We start from the raw sequence: 16,719 nt of genomic DNA, 5'->3' as shown, positions 1-16,719 counted from the left end.
TGTAGTTAGTTGTTAGTAGTTAGCGGTTATTTGAGAGATGATATCAAGTCCGGTTAAATAATCATAATTAAGTTTGTAGTGAAGAACGCAAGTCCTCTCTCGTCCTTGAAGAGCTGACAACCAGATATTCTAGTATAAGCGATCGACCGCACATTCGATCGAACCAAATCCGTAGAGAGATATCTCTTCTCTTCCTCTGCGGACTCTGCGGCCTCTGCGGTTAAATCATTCCTAAATCGAGGTAGCGCTACTCAGTCAGCCAACTGAACATTTGACCCACGGTGAGATTGAAGGATTCGGCAAACGGGGGAACGGGGATGCGATCGCTCGGTTCTTCAAAAAATGCTATGGTGCGATCGGCAAAATAGACAAAGACTAATTTTTCATCGGGGTCAATCAGCCAGCCCATCTGAGTTCCGTTGGCGAGACAGTGGAGGATGTTGCGGACAACTTTGGTTTGACTTTGGTCGGGGGAAAGAATTTCGATTGTCCAGTCTGGGGCGATGGCGAAGGTGTTGGCGACTTCCCCCTTTTCGTCGCGGGGAATCCGTTCCCAAGTGAAGACTGTAACATCGGGAACAGTCGATCGACCGCCAAAGGTGCAGCGTAATTCTGAATAGGCGCGGGCGATGCGTTGAGTTTTGAGTACCTGGTTGATGTCACCACCCAAATCGCTTTGAATTGTGCTGTGTTTTCCTTGGGGCATAGGTTTTTGGATAATCTGACCGTCGATGAATTCGCTGGCGGGTTTGGTTTCCGCGAGTTGGAGAAATTGGTCGAGAGTCAAAGGTTTAGTCGGAGTTTGAACCATTACCGTTTGTAGTGGATGGGTTACGAGTATTGTATTTAATCCTGGACGCAGAAACCGGGTTTTTTTAGGAAAATACTGGATTCGAGCCTTTAATACTGATGAAAAACCCGGTTTCTTTGGTATTTATGGGTAAGTCCTAGTGTTACAAAACCTTAGCCGCCATTCCAATTATAGAAATAGTCCGAACCCGCGGCTAATGGCATTTCCCATACGATCGCACAACGAAGCATCCGGCACTCCCTGTCCTTCCTGTTCCCATTTTTCCACGAGTTGGCGGCCCAGGGGCGTGAGGCGAAAACTGTCGGTAATCCCTTGTCCGTCTACTTCCCGCCGCAGTACGCCGACTTGGATCAGCCACAGCAGGGAGTTTTCGGCTGCGAGTTCGGATACGGGCGATCGGGTGTAGCCGCTTTCGACACCGGAATTAGATGCGATCGCACTTAGGAAAACGCTGTTGTCGCGGATGGTCTGGAAGAAGTGTAATTCAAAAGGGGAACAGCGGACGGCGCGATCGGCTCTTTTGACAGTGCGATCGGGATAACTAATAGATTTAAACGCTTCGGATGGGATAAAAGTCATTGAGAGAACTTTTGAACAGGTACTGCTTTTATCATCACCTATTTAGAGTCAAAGTGGAGTTCTGAAACATATACCCAAATATGACAGCGGGTCAAAAGATCCGAAACTTCGGTACGATAAATAGTCATGCTGCAAGTGCTTATCGTCGCTGCGCGATCGTCTACTTTTACAAATCCAAATCAACATTAGGATTATATTTTAGCTAAAATGACCACTTATCAAAGAAATTTTTAATAATTTCTTGGGTTTTTGCTACTGTTGTCCCCAAGGCTCTTCCTATCTCATAACTAATATCATGTATCCATTGTTGAAAAGAACTTTCTGATTTGGAAATAATGCTTTTTTCATAACTATCCATCTCATTTATTTTTTGAAGTAAACGCTGTCTTAATATCTGAGTTGTAGAGAGAGCATCTTCCACTTCTGAAGGATAAAATTGATACCCACAAGAACAGTGAAATTTACTATCTAGAATATACCACTGAGCGCTACAAGATTCACATTTAACCTGTCTTTGATAAGGTTCAACGAGCAATTGACCATTAAAAAAACAATCCTTATGATAGTTTTTGCCCCATTGTTTACCACAACTTGGGCATTTAGGAAAAGGAAATGCTATCCATTCACTCATAAGTATCACCTGACAAAACAATAAATAAGTTGACCTCTACATACCAAAATGTAGAGGTATTGAGATAATACAAGCAGACTTTAACCTAGTCCAGCTTTCCAGCCTTCTGACCATCCGTCACCGATCGATCGCACTATATCTTTGCCAAAACCAACTACTTGTCCCACAATATAGCCAAAAAGTTTAGCAATTGACTTAAATAGATCGGCTACAAAAGCTCTTAAACTTGCTTCAGATTTCGCTGCTATTCTCAATTCAGCATCACTCATACCGCTGATTTGATTGACTAATCTCTGTCTGATTTTAGCCATATCATCGCTCGCAATATAGTTTTCATTGGGAACTTCTCTCATGGATAAATCTCCTGTTTTTGAATTTGACTTGAGATGCACCAGATATTGAATTAAATTTCTTGTTGTTTTAGCCATGCTAAAAATGCTTTTTTATCTCCAGCAAATTTAGCAAATTCTTCAGGAGGCATACTAGCAACAATATCAGACATCTTTGAAGGTTGAGGTTGTTGATGAGTTGCTCTTTCTCGTCTTTTTTCTGGAGGTAATAACTGAGGATCGACTAATTCCAGAAAATCAGCTAATGCTTTACGAGATGCAACTACCCATCTTCTTTTGTTAGGTACAGCATCCATCATGGCATCAAAAAGTTGAGGTAAGTTGTAGCGTCTGTTGGCAGAATATCCTACAACTTTTCCTTGCCAATTTGGTAATACTTCCCGAATTTTTCTTTGAACATCACGGATTCTTCCTTCGATATTTCTTTCTTGTTCTTCACTGGGCAAATTAGCTACTTCAATCCACGCTGTTCCCCCAGGATGGACTAAATCGACTTTATTTAAAGCAATTACCATGCGCTCTAAAAGTCGAGGATGAATTGCTTTCAGTTCAGTTTCTAAATATTGCTGTACAGAAGCAATCGCTCGATTTTGTGCATCTAAAATCCACAAGGCAACATCTACGTCTTTTAACACCTGTTCATAAAGAGCAATGTGTTCTTTTTGTTTTAAACGACTTTCACCCAATCCAGGCATATCATAAGCAACTAATGCTCCGTTAACACCTTCAACTTGATTAAAGGATACTTCAATTCCTCTTGCCTCTTGGGTACAAGCTTCGATATGGCTCACATCTAAACCGGCGTTAAAAAGTGCATTCAGTGTAGAGGATTTTCCTACTCCTGTTTCACCAATAAAAGCAAAACGAGGGGGTGGTTCATTATCTACCTTGTCTTCAATCATGCGGTAGATTTTCTCAAAATCCTCCTCCGACATCTTCTGATCGCCCAGAATGTCTCTTGCTAAACCTTGGACTAAACCTCGTAAATCCATAATGTTTTTCAGAGCGGTAAAGTTAAATCTTCTCCCATTATAAATATCCTGTTCAGAACGCTGCACACCAAAAAAAACAGATTTTATTTAATTATTTGTAATAAAATATTAAGTGCAAACCAGAAAAAACCTGATTTTATTGGTTTAGATTAAGCTATAATGGCTAAAACCCATACCTCATATGACTTATATGACTATTACAGAAATTTTACAATTTGTCGATCGGGTAGTCGAGAAACAAACAGAAAAACACCTAGACGATCTAGAAAAAGCTGTCGTTAAGGGACTGTTGCAAGGTAAAACATACAGTGAGATTGCAGATGAATGTGGGTATAAGAGTAAAAACTATATTGGAGATGTTAGTCGTAAGTTATTTAAGATTTTATCTGAACATTTAAAAGAAGATATTAGCAAACATAATTTTTCTTGGACTATTGAAAGAGTGATAAATTCTCAGTTTGTTGGCTTAGTAAATAGTAAGATTAATTGGTGTCCTAATTCTCCTCAAGCAGATGCAAGTCAATCAATCACTGATGAAGAGAAGCCAACCAAAAGCACAGGCTATCGCGATTTAACCCTAGCCCCTAAAATCACCCATTTTTACGATCGCACAACCGAACTTCAAACCCTCTCCCGCTGGTTAATCGACCAAAATGTTCATCTAGTTTCAGTTTTAGGATTAAGTGGAATTGGCAAAACCACCCTAGTCAAACAGTTTGTTGACCTAAATTTACCACATTTTGAGGTAGTAATCTGGAAAAACCTCAAACTATCTCAATCTTTAGATGGCATTATTAATGAAATTATCACAGGTGTTAATCATGATTCTATTCAAGCTGATAATAAGTTAACTCAGTTTTTCAATCTTTTACGTCAGCAAAGATGTTTAATCATCCTTGATGATGTCCAAGAATTATTTATTAAGGGAGAATTGGCAGGAGAGTTCAAAACTGAATCTAAAAATTACCAAAATTTATTGACAACGATCGCAAATATAGAACATCAAAGTAGCTTCATCTTAATTAGTCAGGAACAATGTCAAGAAATGATTAGTCTGAATGAGGATTTATATCCTATTAAGTGCTTAGATTTACAAGGATTAGACCATACAGAAATCTTGAAAAAATGGGGTTTAAAAGATGATGAAGCCTGGGCGGAGTTTAGCGATATGTACGGAGAAAATTTCGTTGATTTAAAAGATATTGCCAGTTTAATTAAAAGTATTTTTGGTGGCAAAGTTGCTGATTTCTTAAAAGAAGACAGTTTAGTTGTCACTAAGGATATGAAATCTCGGTTTACTGAATTATTCAAACGGCTATCACCCACAGAGCAAGAGATTCTTTTACAATTAAGTAAATTTGATGTCCCTGTGTCAAGAGAAGATTTAAGCCAAAGTTTATCTATGTCATCAATGGACTTAATGAATGGGTTGCGATCGTTGGGTCAACGTTATTTACTCCAAAGAATAGAAGGAGAGAAAGTATTGTTTGATTTATCTCTTGTTGTTCGAGAATATGTTAGAATTTGTTGTTAAAATTAATTAAGTCAGGACTTACCCACTCCTACCAAAGAAACCGGGTTTTTTACCTTATCTGCGGGTTGTAACTCAGTATTTTCGTAAAGAAACCCGGTTTCTGCCCCCCCTGCGTAAGTCCTGTAAGTCTAATTATTTTAGGCATAAACTTTCGTTAATTCATAAGTATCTGAAGCTTCCGCATCTTCTCAAGTCAGAAATTCGTGTAACTCATTAATAGAAAGAGGGCTGAGATAAACATCTGACTCTGATTCATATACTTCGGAAAATGACTCAATAGCTTGTTTGAGTTTATCAATAGATTGTTCGGGAGTATTGCCTTGCCGCACCACTCCATTTTCTCAACACAGAGAGACCCAACGCTCAGCACTTTTTATGAGAATAACAGTGTAGAAATCAATCATATTCTGTTGGGTAAATTAAACATGGATCTTATACATATCGCCTGCTGTATACTATAAAGCAAGGACAAGCGTCATGTCCGATTGCGGTAACACCCGGACATGACGACTACTCCAAATGTTGAAACAGCCAACAAGGGAGCATATTTATTATGTCACAACCTCGGTATGATGAAGAAAAAAATGAGACGCGCCATGCAGCCACAAGCGAAGAGGCTTGCATTAATATGGAAGAAAAATACGGTTGGCCACTTAAAAATATAGAAGAGACTGGCAATTCTATTTTGAGCGTAGATTGCATTTTTGATGGAAATTGCGAGTTTCCGCCCTCGCCAATGGACTTGAGTCAATGTGATTACCTGAAGGAGAGAAAAGAAGATGCGTAAATACATTATTTTCAGAGCAGACAAAGGTGAACTGGAAAAATACCGATCGCTCACCGAAACAAAAGTGGGAGAAAGCTTTTACCGAGTAGCTAATGCCGGATCGGTTAAGTCATTGATTTGGACAATAGCCGAGCATTATGACTCTAGCGGCAAGCCATCCCCAGCACCGGGCTATCGTTTAACTGAAAGCGTTATTGTCGAAAGTGCGATCGCCCCAATGTTTCCAAGTGCATCAACTCATTTCAGAGACAGCGGCTGGGAGGTTGTGAAAGTTCACGAATACACTCCTGAAATTCCCGCTCCCTATGGCGCAGAGTTTGACTCAATTTGTATTTGCTATTGCGCCTACAAACCAATAGAAAATGCTCCACTGAAGCAATACGAGCGATCGCCCGTCACCCTTGATTCATTCGGGGGCGATCGACCAGCTTACGATCGTTGGCTAGAGTCCCAAAAACAACCTACTGAAGTTTAATTAAATATTATGAACAGGCTTTCGGGCCTGTTCCACAAAGAATAAATTTTCTTGTGGGGAGTAGGGGTTTGGCTTCTAGCCCGCCCAAAATCAATTAAAATACATTTATAAATCCCAAGAAAAACAAAACTATGACATTACCAGTTGGGTGCGCTGCCCCTCAGTTTACCGCCAAAGACACCAACGGCAACACAGTATCCCTGTCCCAATTTGCGGGTAAAACCGTAATCTTGTATTTCTACCCGAAAGATGACACCCCCGGCTGCACCAGACAAGCCCAAAGCTTCAAAGCAGCCCATGAAGAATACAAGGGCAAAGATATAGTAGTTCTCGGTGTCAGTCGCGACAACGAAGAATCGCACCAAAAGTTCACAGAGAAGTACGGTTTGCCTTTCCAGCTATTAGCAGATGTCGATGGCACGATTACCAAAGCTTACGATGTCGAGAAAGGCGATTATGCCAAACGCGTTACTTTCGTCATTGACGGTACCGGCAAAATCATTCAAGTTTATGAGGGCGAAACTATGAAAGTTGACACTCACGCTCAAGATATTCTCGTCACCATAGTTTAGCCGAAGTTTAGCCGATCGCGCTAACCTTCCTGGACGCACCAAACAGCTAAAAACCCGGTTTCTTCCTAGATGTCTCGTTGCTATAGGCAATATTCTCCTAGGAACCGGGTTTTTTTCGTAATTCCTCACAATCAAGCATCCAGGATACAAGCCCCCGCATTCATCTCGCGCAAGTCAATCCTTCAAATCTAAAATCTAAAATCTAAAATCTAAAATCTAAAATCTAAAATCGATTGACTCAGCCAGTGAGGGGTCAAGGGTACAGGGGGAAGCAACTTACTCGAACTAAATTCCTTCCCTTAAAAATTGCACCACAAATTCGCTCAAGCAGGCATATATTCGGTTAAGGTGCTTATTGTACGCCTAAAGTGAGATTTGTGGCGCAACTCCCGCCAACAATTAAAAACTTATGCTGGAAAAGGCATTAACCGCCCGTAGGCTGAATCTAGGGGCGATTTTGTCCTGGTTCGAGTCATTGTGTTTGATAAAATCTGAAGTTATCCTTGCTTTAGCTGAATAATTAAGTAGGTAGGGGGATATATAATGACAAACAGCAACATTATTTTGAGTTACTTAGGCCCGCGAGAAATTGAGGTCAATAAAGCCGCTGTCTTACTTGGCACTTTTGACAAAAATCTAGTGGCAGCGATTTCAGCAACAGAAGGCTCAAATGCCCTGAATGTCGGGATAAATCTCTCTAGAGGCATTTGGAACATCAGTTTAGAAAAAGGATTCGATAGCGCAGGAACTCGCACAGTGCAGGTGAGGGCAACTGATAAGACTGGCAAAGTTATCGGCCAACAAACAATTAACATCAAAGTTAATCCTGCTTCTGGGTCGCCCGCTCAAATTTTCACGTTAATTACTCTCACAGATACCAAATTCAAAGCCGGAACACTGCCCGCCAGCAATCTGAACAACCTGCAAAAAGCGGACGTACCAGCCGGGAAAATTTATCAAGTTAGGGACTACGAGTTAGAAGACGGACATCTGAATGTTCAACTAAATAATGCAATTTCTCCGGTGGGAACCTCTGGTTTTTTCTACGAAAAACACGTAGTTATCACCAAAGGCGCAAAAATTCTCATATTCGATCGCGCCGAGTTGCCAGTCCCGCCGCCTGGAATGCAGTTACTGTGGGTCATCAAAAAGACTTGGTTAAAGTTCACCCCCGCAGACTCTGGAACTTTAGGACTGACTCAGAAATTACAATTTAACCCAGGAGAAACTTTCAATCTTCTCGGCTACGCTTGCGTGGAAAACCATTTCCGAGTCGCTTTTGCTCGGGCAGTTCCTAACTTAGGAACTTCGGGATTTCTGTACTGGCTGCACGTCCAAATTTTGCGAGACGGGAGGGGAATTGAGTATGATAGAAATGCAGTTACGATGACAATCATCAAAACGACTGTGTTTAAAAAGCGGCCGATCAATGCCGCTAGCCTGCCACCCCAAGAAAAAATTACCTTGCCGGCAGGAATGATTTACGGAATTGCCGGATTCTCGATCGAACAAAGCCACATTAAAGTCTCGCTGACCGAGAATTTGCCGCAATTTGGCAATACGGGTTTCATTTATCCCGATTTTGTGCAATTCAGCCGCGGCGGCAAATCTTTTAATCCCGCTGTGAATTTAACCTATCAAGGGCCGTCAGAAGTTTTAGTAAATCAGCCGATCGTCCTTCGAGGTACTTTTGACCGACAACAAGCAGCAAAAATTGAGGTGATAGCTGAGGATAGATTTCGGCTAAGCGTCACGCTAAACCAAACTGCCAGCACTTGGGAAGTTAATTTGTCTAAAGGATTTAGCGTAGCGGGCCCTCGGTGGCTCAGGTTGCGGGCAACTGACAGCAAAGGCAACGTTACTGGCAGCCAAATAATTTACATTACCGTAACTTCCGATCCGCTTACAGTCGGAAAAGGTTTGACCTTAAAAATAGTTTCTGACACTTTGTTTAAGGTCAGTCCCCTTGATTCTTCCCGGCTCAACAATCAGCAAAAAGTTTTTGTCAAAGCAGGCCAGACGTTGGCCGTTAGCAAATACGGATTTATTGACGGGCATCTCAAGGTGGTTCTGGATTCAGCAATTTGGCCGATCGGCACTTTTGGCTATTTTTATGAACCCGACGTTCAGTTGGCAAAAGGTACTCAAATCCTAAAATTTAACCTGGCTGACGTACCCAATAGCAACGGGGGCGCTCAACTGTTGGTAACTCAAACAACTCAGATTAAAGCTAAACCCGAAGATTCATCGAAACTGCCTGCCGATCAAAAGGCTGACCTACTTTTAGGCACTACCTATGCCATTACTGGTTATGCCTGCATTTTGGGGCATTTCCGAGTAACTCTTGCCGAATCTATTCCCGGTTTCGGCAATATCGGATTTATTTATTGGCAGGACGTTAAAATTAAAAAAGACGGCAAAGAAGTTCCCTTTGACCCCGATGCTTTGACGATGACAATCCTGCAAGCAACTGTGTTTAAAAAACGGCCGGTAGATTCTTCTAGCCTGAGCAGTACCGAGAAAACTACGCTGCCTTTAGGTCGAGTTTACGGTGTGAATAGCTACGGTGCGGAAGGATCTCACCTGAAAATTTCCCTGACTGAAGAACTGCCGAATTTTGGCAATACAGGTTATGTTTTTCCTAGTTTTGTTCAGTTCAAGCGGGGAGATAAAATTTTCGATCCGGTTCCGAACAATGTGGAATTGAACGTGCCGTATTTTTCGCAGCGGGACAATCCGCGTTTTGACTGGTCTACCTGCAACGTAACTTCGATCGCGATGGTGCTTTATTATTACGGCCTTCGTTCTGAGTGGGGCGGACAGTTGGAGGATGAGTTGTTGCAGTGGTGTTTCGATTATGCTGGCCAGGGTTCTCAAACGGATCACAGTGTGCTTTCGGCGCTGATTCAGGCCTACGGGTTTAAGACGAGTTTTAGTACGACTCGCACGTGGGCCGAGGTGCGATCGGAATTGCTGAATGGCCGGCCAGTAGTTTTAGCCGGAGATTTTACTGCTGCCGGTCACATTCTTACTGTCATTGGCTACAATTCTCAGGGTTATATCGTGCAAGATCCTTGGGGAGATGCACTCACTGGTTACAGCAATACTGAGGGGAGAAAGTTGATGTATCCCTACAGTTATGTCAATCAAGTTGCTGGGCCAGATGGGAATGTTTGGGCGCATTTTATCTATCCATAATCTACCAGTCTTATCGATCGCCCCTATTATCAAGTCCGTCGATCGCTTACGATACAAGCTTACTTGTCCTGAGTTAATAGAAACGCAGTGAAGCGAAGCATCGGGCGAGATGCTTCGCTTCTCTTGCTAGGGACTAAGTGGGTGGACATATATATTGCGTGTCATTGTTCGTTAAACGTCGCAATCGCAGAGACTAAGCGATTGCTTGGTTCCTCTCTTCGGACATGATGGCGTTTACTTATGTCCATCTACTTATTTATTAATAAATATTTACAGAGTTTTATGCGATAAACCCTTATTGTTGAGACAACAAATTTTTTAGTCTTTTTTCAACCCGCAGTAGCTATCTGATGCCAAAATTAAATACTCAAGTTTCAGGAAGTGCGATCGCCTTTATCGATCGCCTTGTTACAGATTATCAAAGTTTGATTGCCGGAGTAAAACCGGGTACGGAAGTAGTAATTTTGGATGGGAATCGGGATGCGATCGACCAAATTACTCAAATTTTAGCTTTTCGCAGCAATATAGATAGCATTCACATCGTTTCTCACGGTGCTCCGGGCAGCTTGCAACTGGGCAAAACCAAATTGTGTGCTGAAAATCTCGAAACTTATGCCGAGAAATTGCAGCAGTGGCGAAATGCTTTAAATCTGGGTGCGGACATTCTGATTTACGGTTGCAATGTCGCATCGGGGCCTCGCGCTTACCCGAAAGTCCGCCGGGGAATTAATTCCCCGTCTCATAGCGCAAGTCGGTTGAAACTGAGATGTTGCACCATTCTCAATAAGCTTTTTAGGAACAGGCAAGATGCCTGTTCCACAACAAAATTCACTCTTCGCTTCACAGGCATCTTTCCTGTTCTTGAGAATGGTGCAAAATGTGAGTTGAAACCGACTGCTTGCAACTATGTCAATAAACCTGTAGGGGCGGGTTCACCAGCAATCTTAAAGCTTGCAGATAGCTTAAATAAACCCGCCCTCACCAACGAAATATCCCCGATAGATATTGGTGCAAGATGTCAATTGAAACCGACCGATCGCACTGCGATCGATTTGGGGGTTATTCGTGGGGTCGGGCGGGTTTATTTAGCGGATCTGCAACCTTTAAAGTCTTTGGCGAACCCGCCCCTACAGGTTGTCGATCCTGGTGCAATATCTGAATTAAAACTGATAAAACTGACTGAAAATCAAGCAGCTATTCAGTCCTCTGAAGAGGAGTTTCGCTATGAGACGGGGGTTGAAACGAACGGCGGATCGGAGGAATATGCCAGAGACGATCGACGCGCGATCGATAATGAATGTGCGATCGATCTCGAAAACGCAAAAGATCGTGAATGTGCGATCGATGTATCTCGCATTTACCCGAAAGTCCGCCGGGGAATTAATTCCCCGTCTCATAGCGCAAGTCGGTTGAAACCGACTGAAAACAACCTCAATAAACAGTCCTCTTCAGAGGACTTTCGCTATGAGACGGGGGTTGAAACGAACGGCGGAACCGATGAGTACGCGATAAACAATCGACGGGCGATCGATAATGAATGTGCGATCGATCCCAAACACAAAATAGACGGTTTCGCCTTCATCCAGCGCATCGCCCAACTCACAAATACCAACGTTGCCGCCTCTAAAAACCTCACGGGAAGTGCAGCAAAAGGTGGCGACTGGGAACTAGAAGTGACAACCGGGAAAATAGCAGCCTCTTTAGCATTTCTGCCCGAAGTTCTAGCAGCATACAGCCACGTCCTTGCAACCTTCAGTGAAGCCAGGAACTATACTGTACCAAATGCTGGAGACATTGATACGGGCGACCTTAATGGTGACGGTTTCCTCGACTTAGTAGTGACAGGTAAGCAGGATCGCTTCTTCCCAAGAGATATTTCCATATTGTTGGGGACGGGCACTACGGGCAGCTTTGCTAATCCTATCAGCTTACTTAAGCCAGAAGGTAAGGAGAATCCCACTGGCGTTTCAGTCGGCGACTTTAATGGAGACGGCAAACTCGATTTAGCTGTAGCGAATCGTAAGGATAACCAAGGTAACGGCAATTTCATTTCCATCCGGCTGGGGACAGGTACTGGCAGTTTTGGCGATCCTACCAACTTCGGTGAAAATATAGATCATAAGTCGATCGCAACCGGTGACTTTAATGGAGATGGCAAGTTAGATTTAGCCACAACTCCTGACGGCGATAACTTCATTTCAATACTTTTGGGAGACGGTACTGGTAGCTTTGGCACTGCCGTTAAGATTAATACACAAACACGCAAGTTTACTCTTGACACAGCCGACTTTAACGGCGACGGAAAACTCGATTTAGTCACATCGAACTATTCAGAGACTGATAACATCTCCGTTTTCTTAGGAGATGGTAAGGGCAACTTTAACTCCCCCGTTAACCTTACCTCCCCCGGAAGAGAGTTTCGTACTGTCGTCACAGCCGACTTTAATAGCGACGGCAAACTCGATATCGCGGCCAATAACGACTCCAATAAATCTGTCTCAGTCTTCTTGGGAGATGGTACGGGTAATTTTGATACTGCTAACAACTTTAGTGTCAGACGTTATCTATTTGGAGGTCCCGAATCTTTGGTTGCAGGGGATTTTAGTGGCGACGGCAAACTCGATTTAGCCACGCCTAGCTTCACCACTAGGGAACTTTTAGTCTTGCCAGGAGATGGTACGGGTAAATTTGAGACTCTCAGCATCTTTACGCTCCCGCGTGCCCCGAACACTGATGGTTATATTGCTTTTGCGGTTGCGAGAGATTTTAATGCTGACGGCAAGTTGGATATAGCTACGGCTTCCGGTCAAAATGTCTCGGTTCTGCTGAATACATCGAATACAGTTAATTTCGGTGCGGTCAGTTACAGCGGTGTGGAAGGAACAACAGACACAGTAGTTAATATTCCCGTCAATATCGCCGGCGGCACTCCCTTAAACGATATAGTTGTGCCAATTGTCCTCGATCCCAGCAGCAGTGCCACCCAAAATTCAGACTACACCTTTTCCCCTACTTCGATTACATTCCCCACAGGTGCAACAGGTGACGAACTTACCAAGAATATTGCAGTTACTATCAAAGCTGACAGTATCTCTGAAAACCCCGAAACTGTAATTTTCAACTTGGGTACAATTACAGGTGCGATTGCGGGCTCCACAAAAAAAACAACACTAACTATTTCCGATCGAGTTTCTGTTGCTTATGCCATTGCCGCCGATACTGCCAGCATTGACGAAGGCAATAGCGGCAAAAAACCTCTAACTTTCACTGTTACTCGCAGCAACGTCACTAACGGGGCAAGTAGCGTCAAATATGCGATCGCAGGAACAGCTACCAACAGCAGCGATTACAACAATATCGGCGGCACTTCTGGGGCAAAAACTGCTACTGGCACGATTAATTTTGCGACGGGTGAAACATCAAAAACCATCACTCTGGATGTGTTGGGCGACACCACGGTTGAACCCGATGAAACTATAGCAGTCACCCTGTCAGAGCCCACAGGCATCGCAGAGGTAACACCAATAATTACCGCTGATACCGCTACCACAACTATTATTAATTACACTGCACCGACGCCGACGCCAACGCCGACACCAGAACCACCAACACCAACGCCGACACCAGAACCACCAACACCGACGCCAACACCAGAACCACCAACGCCGACACCAGAACCACCAACGCCGACACCAGAACCACCACCGCCAACACCAGAACCACCAACGCCAACACCAGAACCACCAACGCCAACACCACCACCAACGCCAACACCAGAACCACCAACGCCAACACCACCACCAACGCCAACACCACCACCAACGCCAACACCACCAACGCCAACACCACCAACACCGCCAACGCCAACGCCAACGCCAACGGAAACGCCAGCGCCAACGGAAACGCCAACACCATCGGAAACTCCAGCGCCAACGCCTGCGCCAACGCCTGCACCAACGCCTGCACCAACGCCTGCACCTACACCTGCGCCAACGCCAACACCAACTCCCACACCATCGGGGGCGGACACGGGGACACCGCCCCTACCGACGCCAACGCCATTGGAAACGCCGACACCAACTTCAACTGAAAGTGATTGCATTTGCAATACTATTGAGTATCCAAATTTGGATTTACCCAATGAAGCTGAAAATATTATCACCAGCAACGGCAGCGGTGAAATCCAGTTTGGTACTCCAGACAATGACGTTTTTTACGGCAGTTCCAATCCGAACATATTCGATGCGGGTTTCGGCAATGACAACTTATACGGAGGCGAAAACAACGATACTTTTTACGGCAACAAACAAAATGATTTTATTAGCGGCGATCGGGGAGATGATATCCTGTCTGGTGGCAAACACAATGATATCATTTTGGGCGGTGAAGGTGAAGATATCATTTTCGGCGATCGGGGGAACGATTCGATAAATGGCAAGGAAGACAACGACTTACTTTTTGGCAATTTAGGTGCTGATTTTATCGACGGCGATAAAGGAAATGATATCGGATTGGGGGGTAAGGGAAATGATATTATCTTTGGCAGCGAAGGTGAGGATAGTCTTTACGGTAACTTCGGAGATGATAGTATCTGCGGAGGTGATGGCAATGATTTCTTAAGCGGAAATCAAAGTAACGATTTGCTAGATGGATGCCTTGGGAATGACACTCTTTATGGTGGCAATGGTAGCGATACATTGCTGGGAGGTAGCGGTGATGATGTTTTGTATGCCGATCGCGGTGATGACAGTTTGAATGGCGGTGATGGCACCGATCTTCTACTGGGTGGTAACGGTGATGATTTGCTGACTGGCGGTTTGGGAAGTGATGTTTTGTCAGGAGGTGCTGGCAACGATCGATTCTTGCTTTCCACCAATTCTGGCATCGATACTATCTTGGATTTTGAGGAGGGCAAAGATTTGCTAATACTGGCCAACAATCTCGCTTTCTCCCAACTGTCAATTACTCAAGAAAACAGTGCAACTTTCATCCGTTTGTCAGCAAGTGGTCAGATTTTAGCTTCTCTGAATGGAGTGTCTGCCAGCCTGATTAATGCTGCCAATTTCAATCTAGCTTAGAGGAGTAGTAGATACAGCAAATTGCAGTTTATGAAGTGCAGGACACGGCATTGCCGTGTCCCTACGGCGATCGATCTAAAATCCATTTTAGCTAATCTTGCACTTAATTTTGCGTTTCGCTGCGCCAATGCCTAGAATCGCAAATCCGGCTAAAGTACCGAAGATAGTAGCAGGTTCTGGTACTGGTTCAGCAGATCCTTGTTCAAACGATCCTTTAATGGCGATCGCATCGTTAGCGCATTCGGCCAAAAAGTTAGCAATATAGTTCCCCGAAGGCATTGAGGATTTATTGAAACTGAATCCGATTGTTTGAGAACCTACTGCATTAAACTGACCGAAATTAAGACCGAGGGCGCTCAAAGTTGCTGGCGTTAAAAAAATGATTTCTCCTACTTTTGTACCCGCAGCAATTGAGTTGAGAACAGTCCAGTTTCCTGTTTGTTCAAAATAAGGGTCTGTGGCTGCTAAATCGCCCATTGATGGGGTTCCGCCTTGAGATGCAACTACCGTATTGAATTGACTTAAATTGCTAAATCCAGAGTTAATTTGGGTGATGTTTTTAGCAGTAACGTTACTGTAAATGCCTGTAGTGGCTACGCTGGAGTCATTTCCGGCGGCAAAGCGGATACCAAACAAGGTGCCGTTTGTGTTAGCTGTATTGAAGTTTTGACCTGAAAAATTGAAGAATAAATCGCCGTAGTTGATGTTGCCTCTTTGAGCTAGTGGGTCGGCATATCCTGCTAAACTTAGATTAGAGTTGATGGCGATGAAAGCTGTATCTGATGTTTCTTTGATGGCGATGCCGTAAAATTCAAATGCGCCACCGCCGATTTGATCCCCTGTCACGCCATCGCTGAAGGAATCGATCGCATAATTCCAGCCGTTAGATAGCGTTGCTGCTGTAGCTTTTTGTGGCTGTAGTGCGAAAATGGCACAGAAAACAGCCACTGAGTAAGTCCAGTGAATGCTGTTTTTAGCAATAGAATTCATAAAATGCTCCCTCGGAATCATTGTTAAATTGTCCAGTCTGCTCGATCGACTGTTTTTGATTTTCAGTAAATCACAAATTCCTGCCGAATTTATTAACCCACATTCCGCAGTTCTGGCTTTGAGGACTAAGGATTTTAATACATTCACTGTCGGAAAAACATCTGTGCCTACCTTTTCTAATTTTAGTATCATTCTTTTGCGATTTTGGCGAGATATAATAAATTTGAATTTACAGATATTTCTTAATATATTCATTCGGCAATATCTGAAATAATTTTCCCTCAATTAGACATCAAAATTCCGGCAACATGATTGTTACAGCACTTCCGCATGTTATGAGGTACAATAGCAGCAATTAGTAAACCAGTTTTTGAGATGTTTCGGATTAATTAGGGGTTGCTGAAAAAGTCAGAAAACAGCATTTAGAAAGCTGGGGGGGTGACAAAGAGGCCTAGGAGATAGACCGAATCAGGGTTGCAGCCCTCATACCTTGTTGATAAAAGCGACGTTTATTTCGAGCTAACTTCATTAACTGTTCCACTTCATCAGAATATTGTTCGAGATAATTAACCCACTTTTCTCCATCTAAGCCGACACCAAATGTACTTCGTCTTCGATATCTTTTTTTAGGTTCTTGACGCCGACATAAGTAGGTCGGTGCGAAAAAACCGAACTATGTTAAAATAAGTAAAGATAGGAAATACGTCTACCAAGGTAACTCA

Annotated in this window: 13 protein-coding genes; 6 read left to right on the top strand and 7 right to left on the bottom strand. The window is 43.5% G+C overall.

Annotated elements, in window-relative coordinates:
* Positions 1-247: 247 nt before the first annotated feature.
* The 5 genes from QUA50_RS22790 to QUA50_RS22770 form a co-directional block, all read right to left on the bottom strand.
* The gene (locus QUA50_RS22790; protein ID WP_333268160.1) at positions 248-811 is read right to left on the bottom strand and encodes a Uma2 family endonuclease; all 564 of its coding nucleotides are present in this window, start codon (positions 809-811) and stop codon (positions 248-250) included.
* Positions 812-979: 168 nt separating this feature from the next.
* Positions 980-1,390, bottom strand: coding sequence for an Npun_F0494 family protein (locus tag QUA50_RS22785; RefSeq protein ID WP_333268158.1), 411 nt, complete (start codon positions 1,388-1,390; stop codon positions 980-982).
* Positions 1,391-1,592: 202 nt separating this feature from the next.
* A complete protein-coding gene (locus QUA50_RS22780; protein ID WP_333232591.1) occupies positions 1,593-2,021 on the bottom strand; it encodes a hypothetical protein in 429 nt (142 codons plus the stop codon).
* An 80-nt stretch (positions 2,022-2,101) separates the two neighbouring features.
* Positions 2,102-2,449 (bottom strand): hypothetical protein, encoded by a 348-nt coding sequence (locus QUA50_RS22775; RefSeq protein ID WP_333232588.1) that lies wholly within the window; start codon positions 2,447-2,449, stop codon positions 2,102-2,104.
* Positions 2,425-3,429: a GTPase gene (locus QUA50_RS22770; RefSeq protein WP_333232586.1), complete on the bottom strand. Its 1,005-nt coding sequence runs from the start codon at positions 3,427-3,429 to the stop codon at positions 2,425-2,427. Before QUA50_RS22770 ends, QUA50_RS22775 begins: the two co-directional genes overlap by 25 nt.
* 124 nt (positions 3,430-3,553) lie before the next feature.
* Between QUA50_RS22770 and QUA50_RS22765 the strand changes: the two genes are divergently transcribed.
* Positions 3,554-4,897, top strand: coding sequence for an NB-ARC domain-containing protein (locus tag QUA50_RS22765; protein WP_333268155.1), 1,344 nt, complete (start codon positions 3,554-3,556; stop codon positions 4,895-4,897).
* A gap of 188 nt (positions 4,898-5,085) precedes the next feature.
* Here the strand turns inward: QUA50_RS22765 and QUA50_RS22760 are convergent, their stop codons facing one another.
* On the bottom strand, positions 5,086-5,229 hold the full coding sequence (locus QUA50_RS22760; RefSeq protein ID WP_333268153.1) for a hypothetical protein: 144 nt from the start codon (positions 5,227-5,229) through the stop codon (positions 5,086-5,088).
* Positions 5,230-5,450: 221 nt separating this feature from the next.
* On the opposite strand from QUA50_RS22760, the gene QUA50_RS22755 reads away from it, so the two are divergent.
* The 5 genes from QUA50_RS22755 (at position 5,451) to QUA50_RS22735 (ending at position 15,007) form a co-directional block, all read left to right on the top strand.
* A complete protein-coding gene (locus QUA50_RS22755) occupies positions 5,451-5,684 on the top strand; it encodes a hypothetical protein (RefSeq protein ID WP_333268151.1) in 234 nt (77 codons plus the stop codon).
* Entirely contained in the window at positions 5,677-6,159 is a 483-nt protein-coding gene (locus tag QUA50_RS22750) for a hypothetical protein (RefSeq protein WP_333268149.1), read from the top strand. The genes QUA50_RS22755 and QUA50_RS22750 overlap by 8 nt, the downstream gene beginning before the upstream one ends.
* A gap of 131 nt (positions 6,160-6,290) precedes the next feature.
* Entirely contained in the window at positions 6,291-6,731 is a 441-nt protein-coding gene (locus QUA50_RS22745; RefSeq protein ID WP_172192900.1) for a peroxiredoxin, read from the top strand.
* A gap of 543 nt (positions 6,732-7,274) precedes the next feature.
* The gene (locus tag QUA50_RS22740; protein WP_333268146.1) at positions 7,275-9,929 is read left to right on the top strand and encodes a C39 family peptidase; all 2,655 of its coding nucleotides are present in this window, start codon (positions 7,275-7,277) and stop codon (positions 9,927-9,929) included.
* 350 nt (positions 9,930-10,279) lie between these two features.
* Positions 10,280-15,007, top strand: coding sequence for a DUF4347 domain-containing protein (locus QUA50_RS22735; RefSeq protein WP_333268144.1), 4,728 nt, complete (start codon positions 10,280-10,282; stop codon positions 15,005-15,007).
* An 87-nt stretch (positions 15,008-15,094) separates the two neighbouring features.
* Here QUA50_RS22735 and QUA50_RS22730 read toward each other — a convergent pair whose 3' ends face one another.
* Entirely contained in the window at positions 15,095-15,997 is a 903-nt protein-coding gene (locus tag QUA50_RS22730; protein ID WP_333298943.1) for a PEP-CTERM sorting domain-containing protein, read from the bottom strand.
* Positions 15,998-16,719: the final 722 nt, after the last annotated feature.

This window comes from Microcoleus sp. M2_D5 (assembly GCF_036701935.1).
GTDB lineage: Bacteria > Cyanobacteriota > Cyanobacteriia > Cyanobacteriales > Microcoleaceae > Microcoleus.
Note: the sequence above shows the minus strand (reverse complement) of the source record. Positions and strands in the feature narration are given on the sequence as shown.

Bases quoted from the DNA above. Each gene is read 5' to 3' on its own strand.
- QUA50_RS22735 (WP_333268144.1), top strand. From the start codon at position 10,280: ATGCCAAAATTAAATACTCAAGTTTCAGGAAGTGCGATCGCCTTTATC.
- QUA50_RS22785 (WP_333268158.1), bottom strand. From the start codon at position 1,390: ATGACTTTTATCCCATCCGAAGCGTTTAAATCTATTAGTTATCCCGAT.
- QUA50_RS22730 (WP_333298943.1), bottom strand. From the start codon at position 15,997: ATGAATTCTATTGCTAAAAACAGCATTCACTGGACTTACTCAGTGGCT.
- QUA50_RS22755 (WP_333268151.1), top strand. From the start codon at position 5,451: ATGTCACAACCTCGGTATGATGAAGAAAAAAATGAGACGCGCCATGCA.
- QUA50_RS22780 (WP_333232591.1), bottom strand. From the start codon at position 2,021: ATGAGTGAATGGATAGCATTTCCTTTTCCTAAATGCCCAAGTTGTGGT.
- QUA50_RS22775 (WP_333232588.1), bottom strand. From the start codon at position 2,449: ATGGCTAAAACAACAAGAAATTTAATTCAATATCTGGTGCATCTCAAG.
- QUA50_RS22745 (WP_172192900.1), top strand. From the start codon at position 6,291: ATGACATTACCAGTTGGGTGCGCTGCCCCTCAGTTTACCGCCAAAGAC.
- QUA50_RS22790 (WP_333268160.1), bottom strand. From the start codon at position 811: ATGGTTCAAACTCCGACTAAACCTTTGACTCTCGACCAATTTCTCCAA.
- QUA50_RS22740 (WP_333268146.1), top strand. From the start codon at position 7,275: ATGACAAACAGCAACATTATTTTGAGTTACTTAGGCCCGCGAGAAATT.
- QUA50_RS22750 (WP_333268149.1), top strand. From the start codon at position 5,677: ATGCGTAAATACATTATTTTCAGAGCAGACAAAGGTGAACTGGAAAAA.
- QUA50_RS22765 (WP_333268155.1), top strand. From the start codon at position 3,554: ATGACTATTACAGAAATTTTACAATTTGTCGATCGGGTAGTCGAGAAA.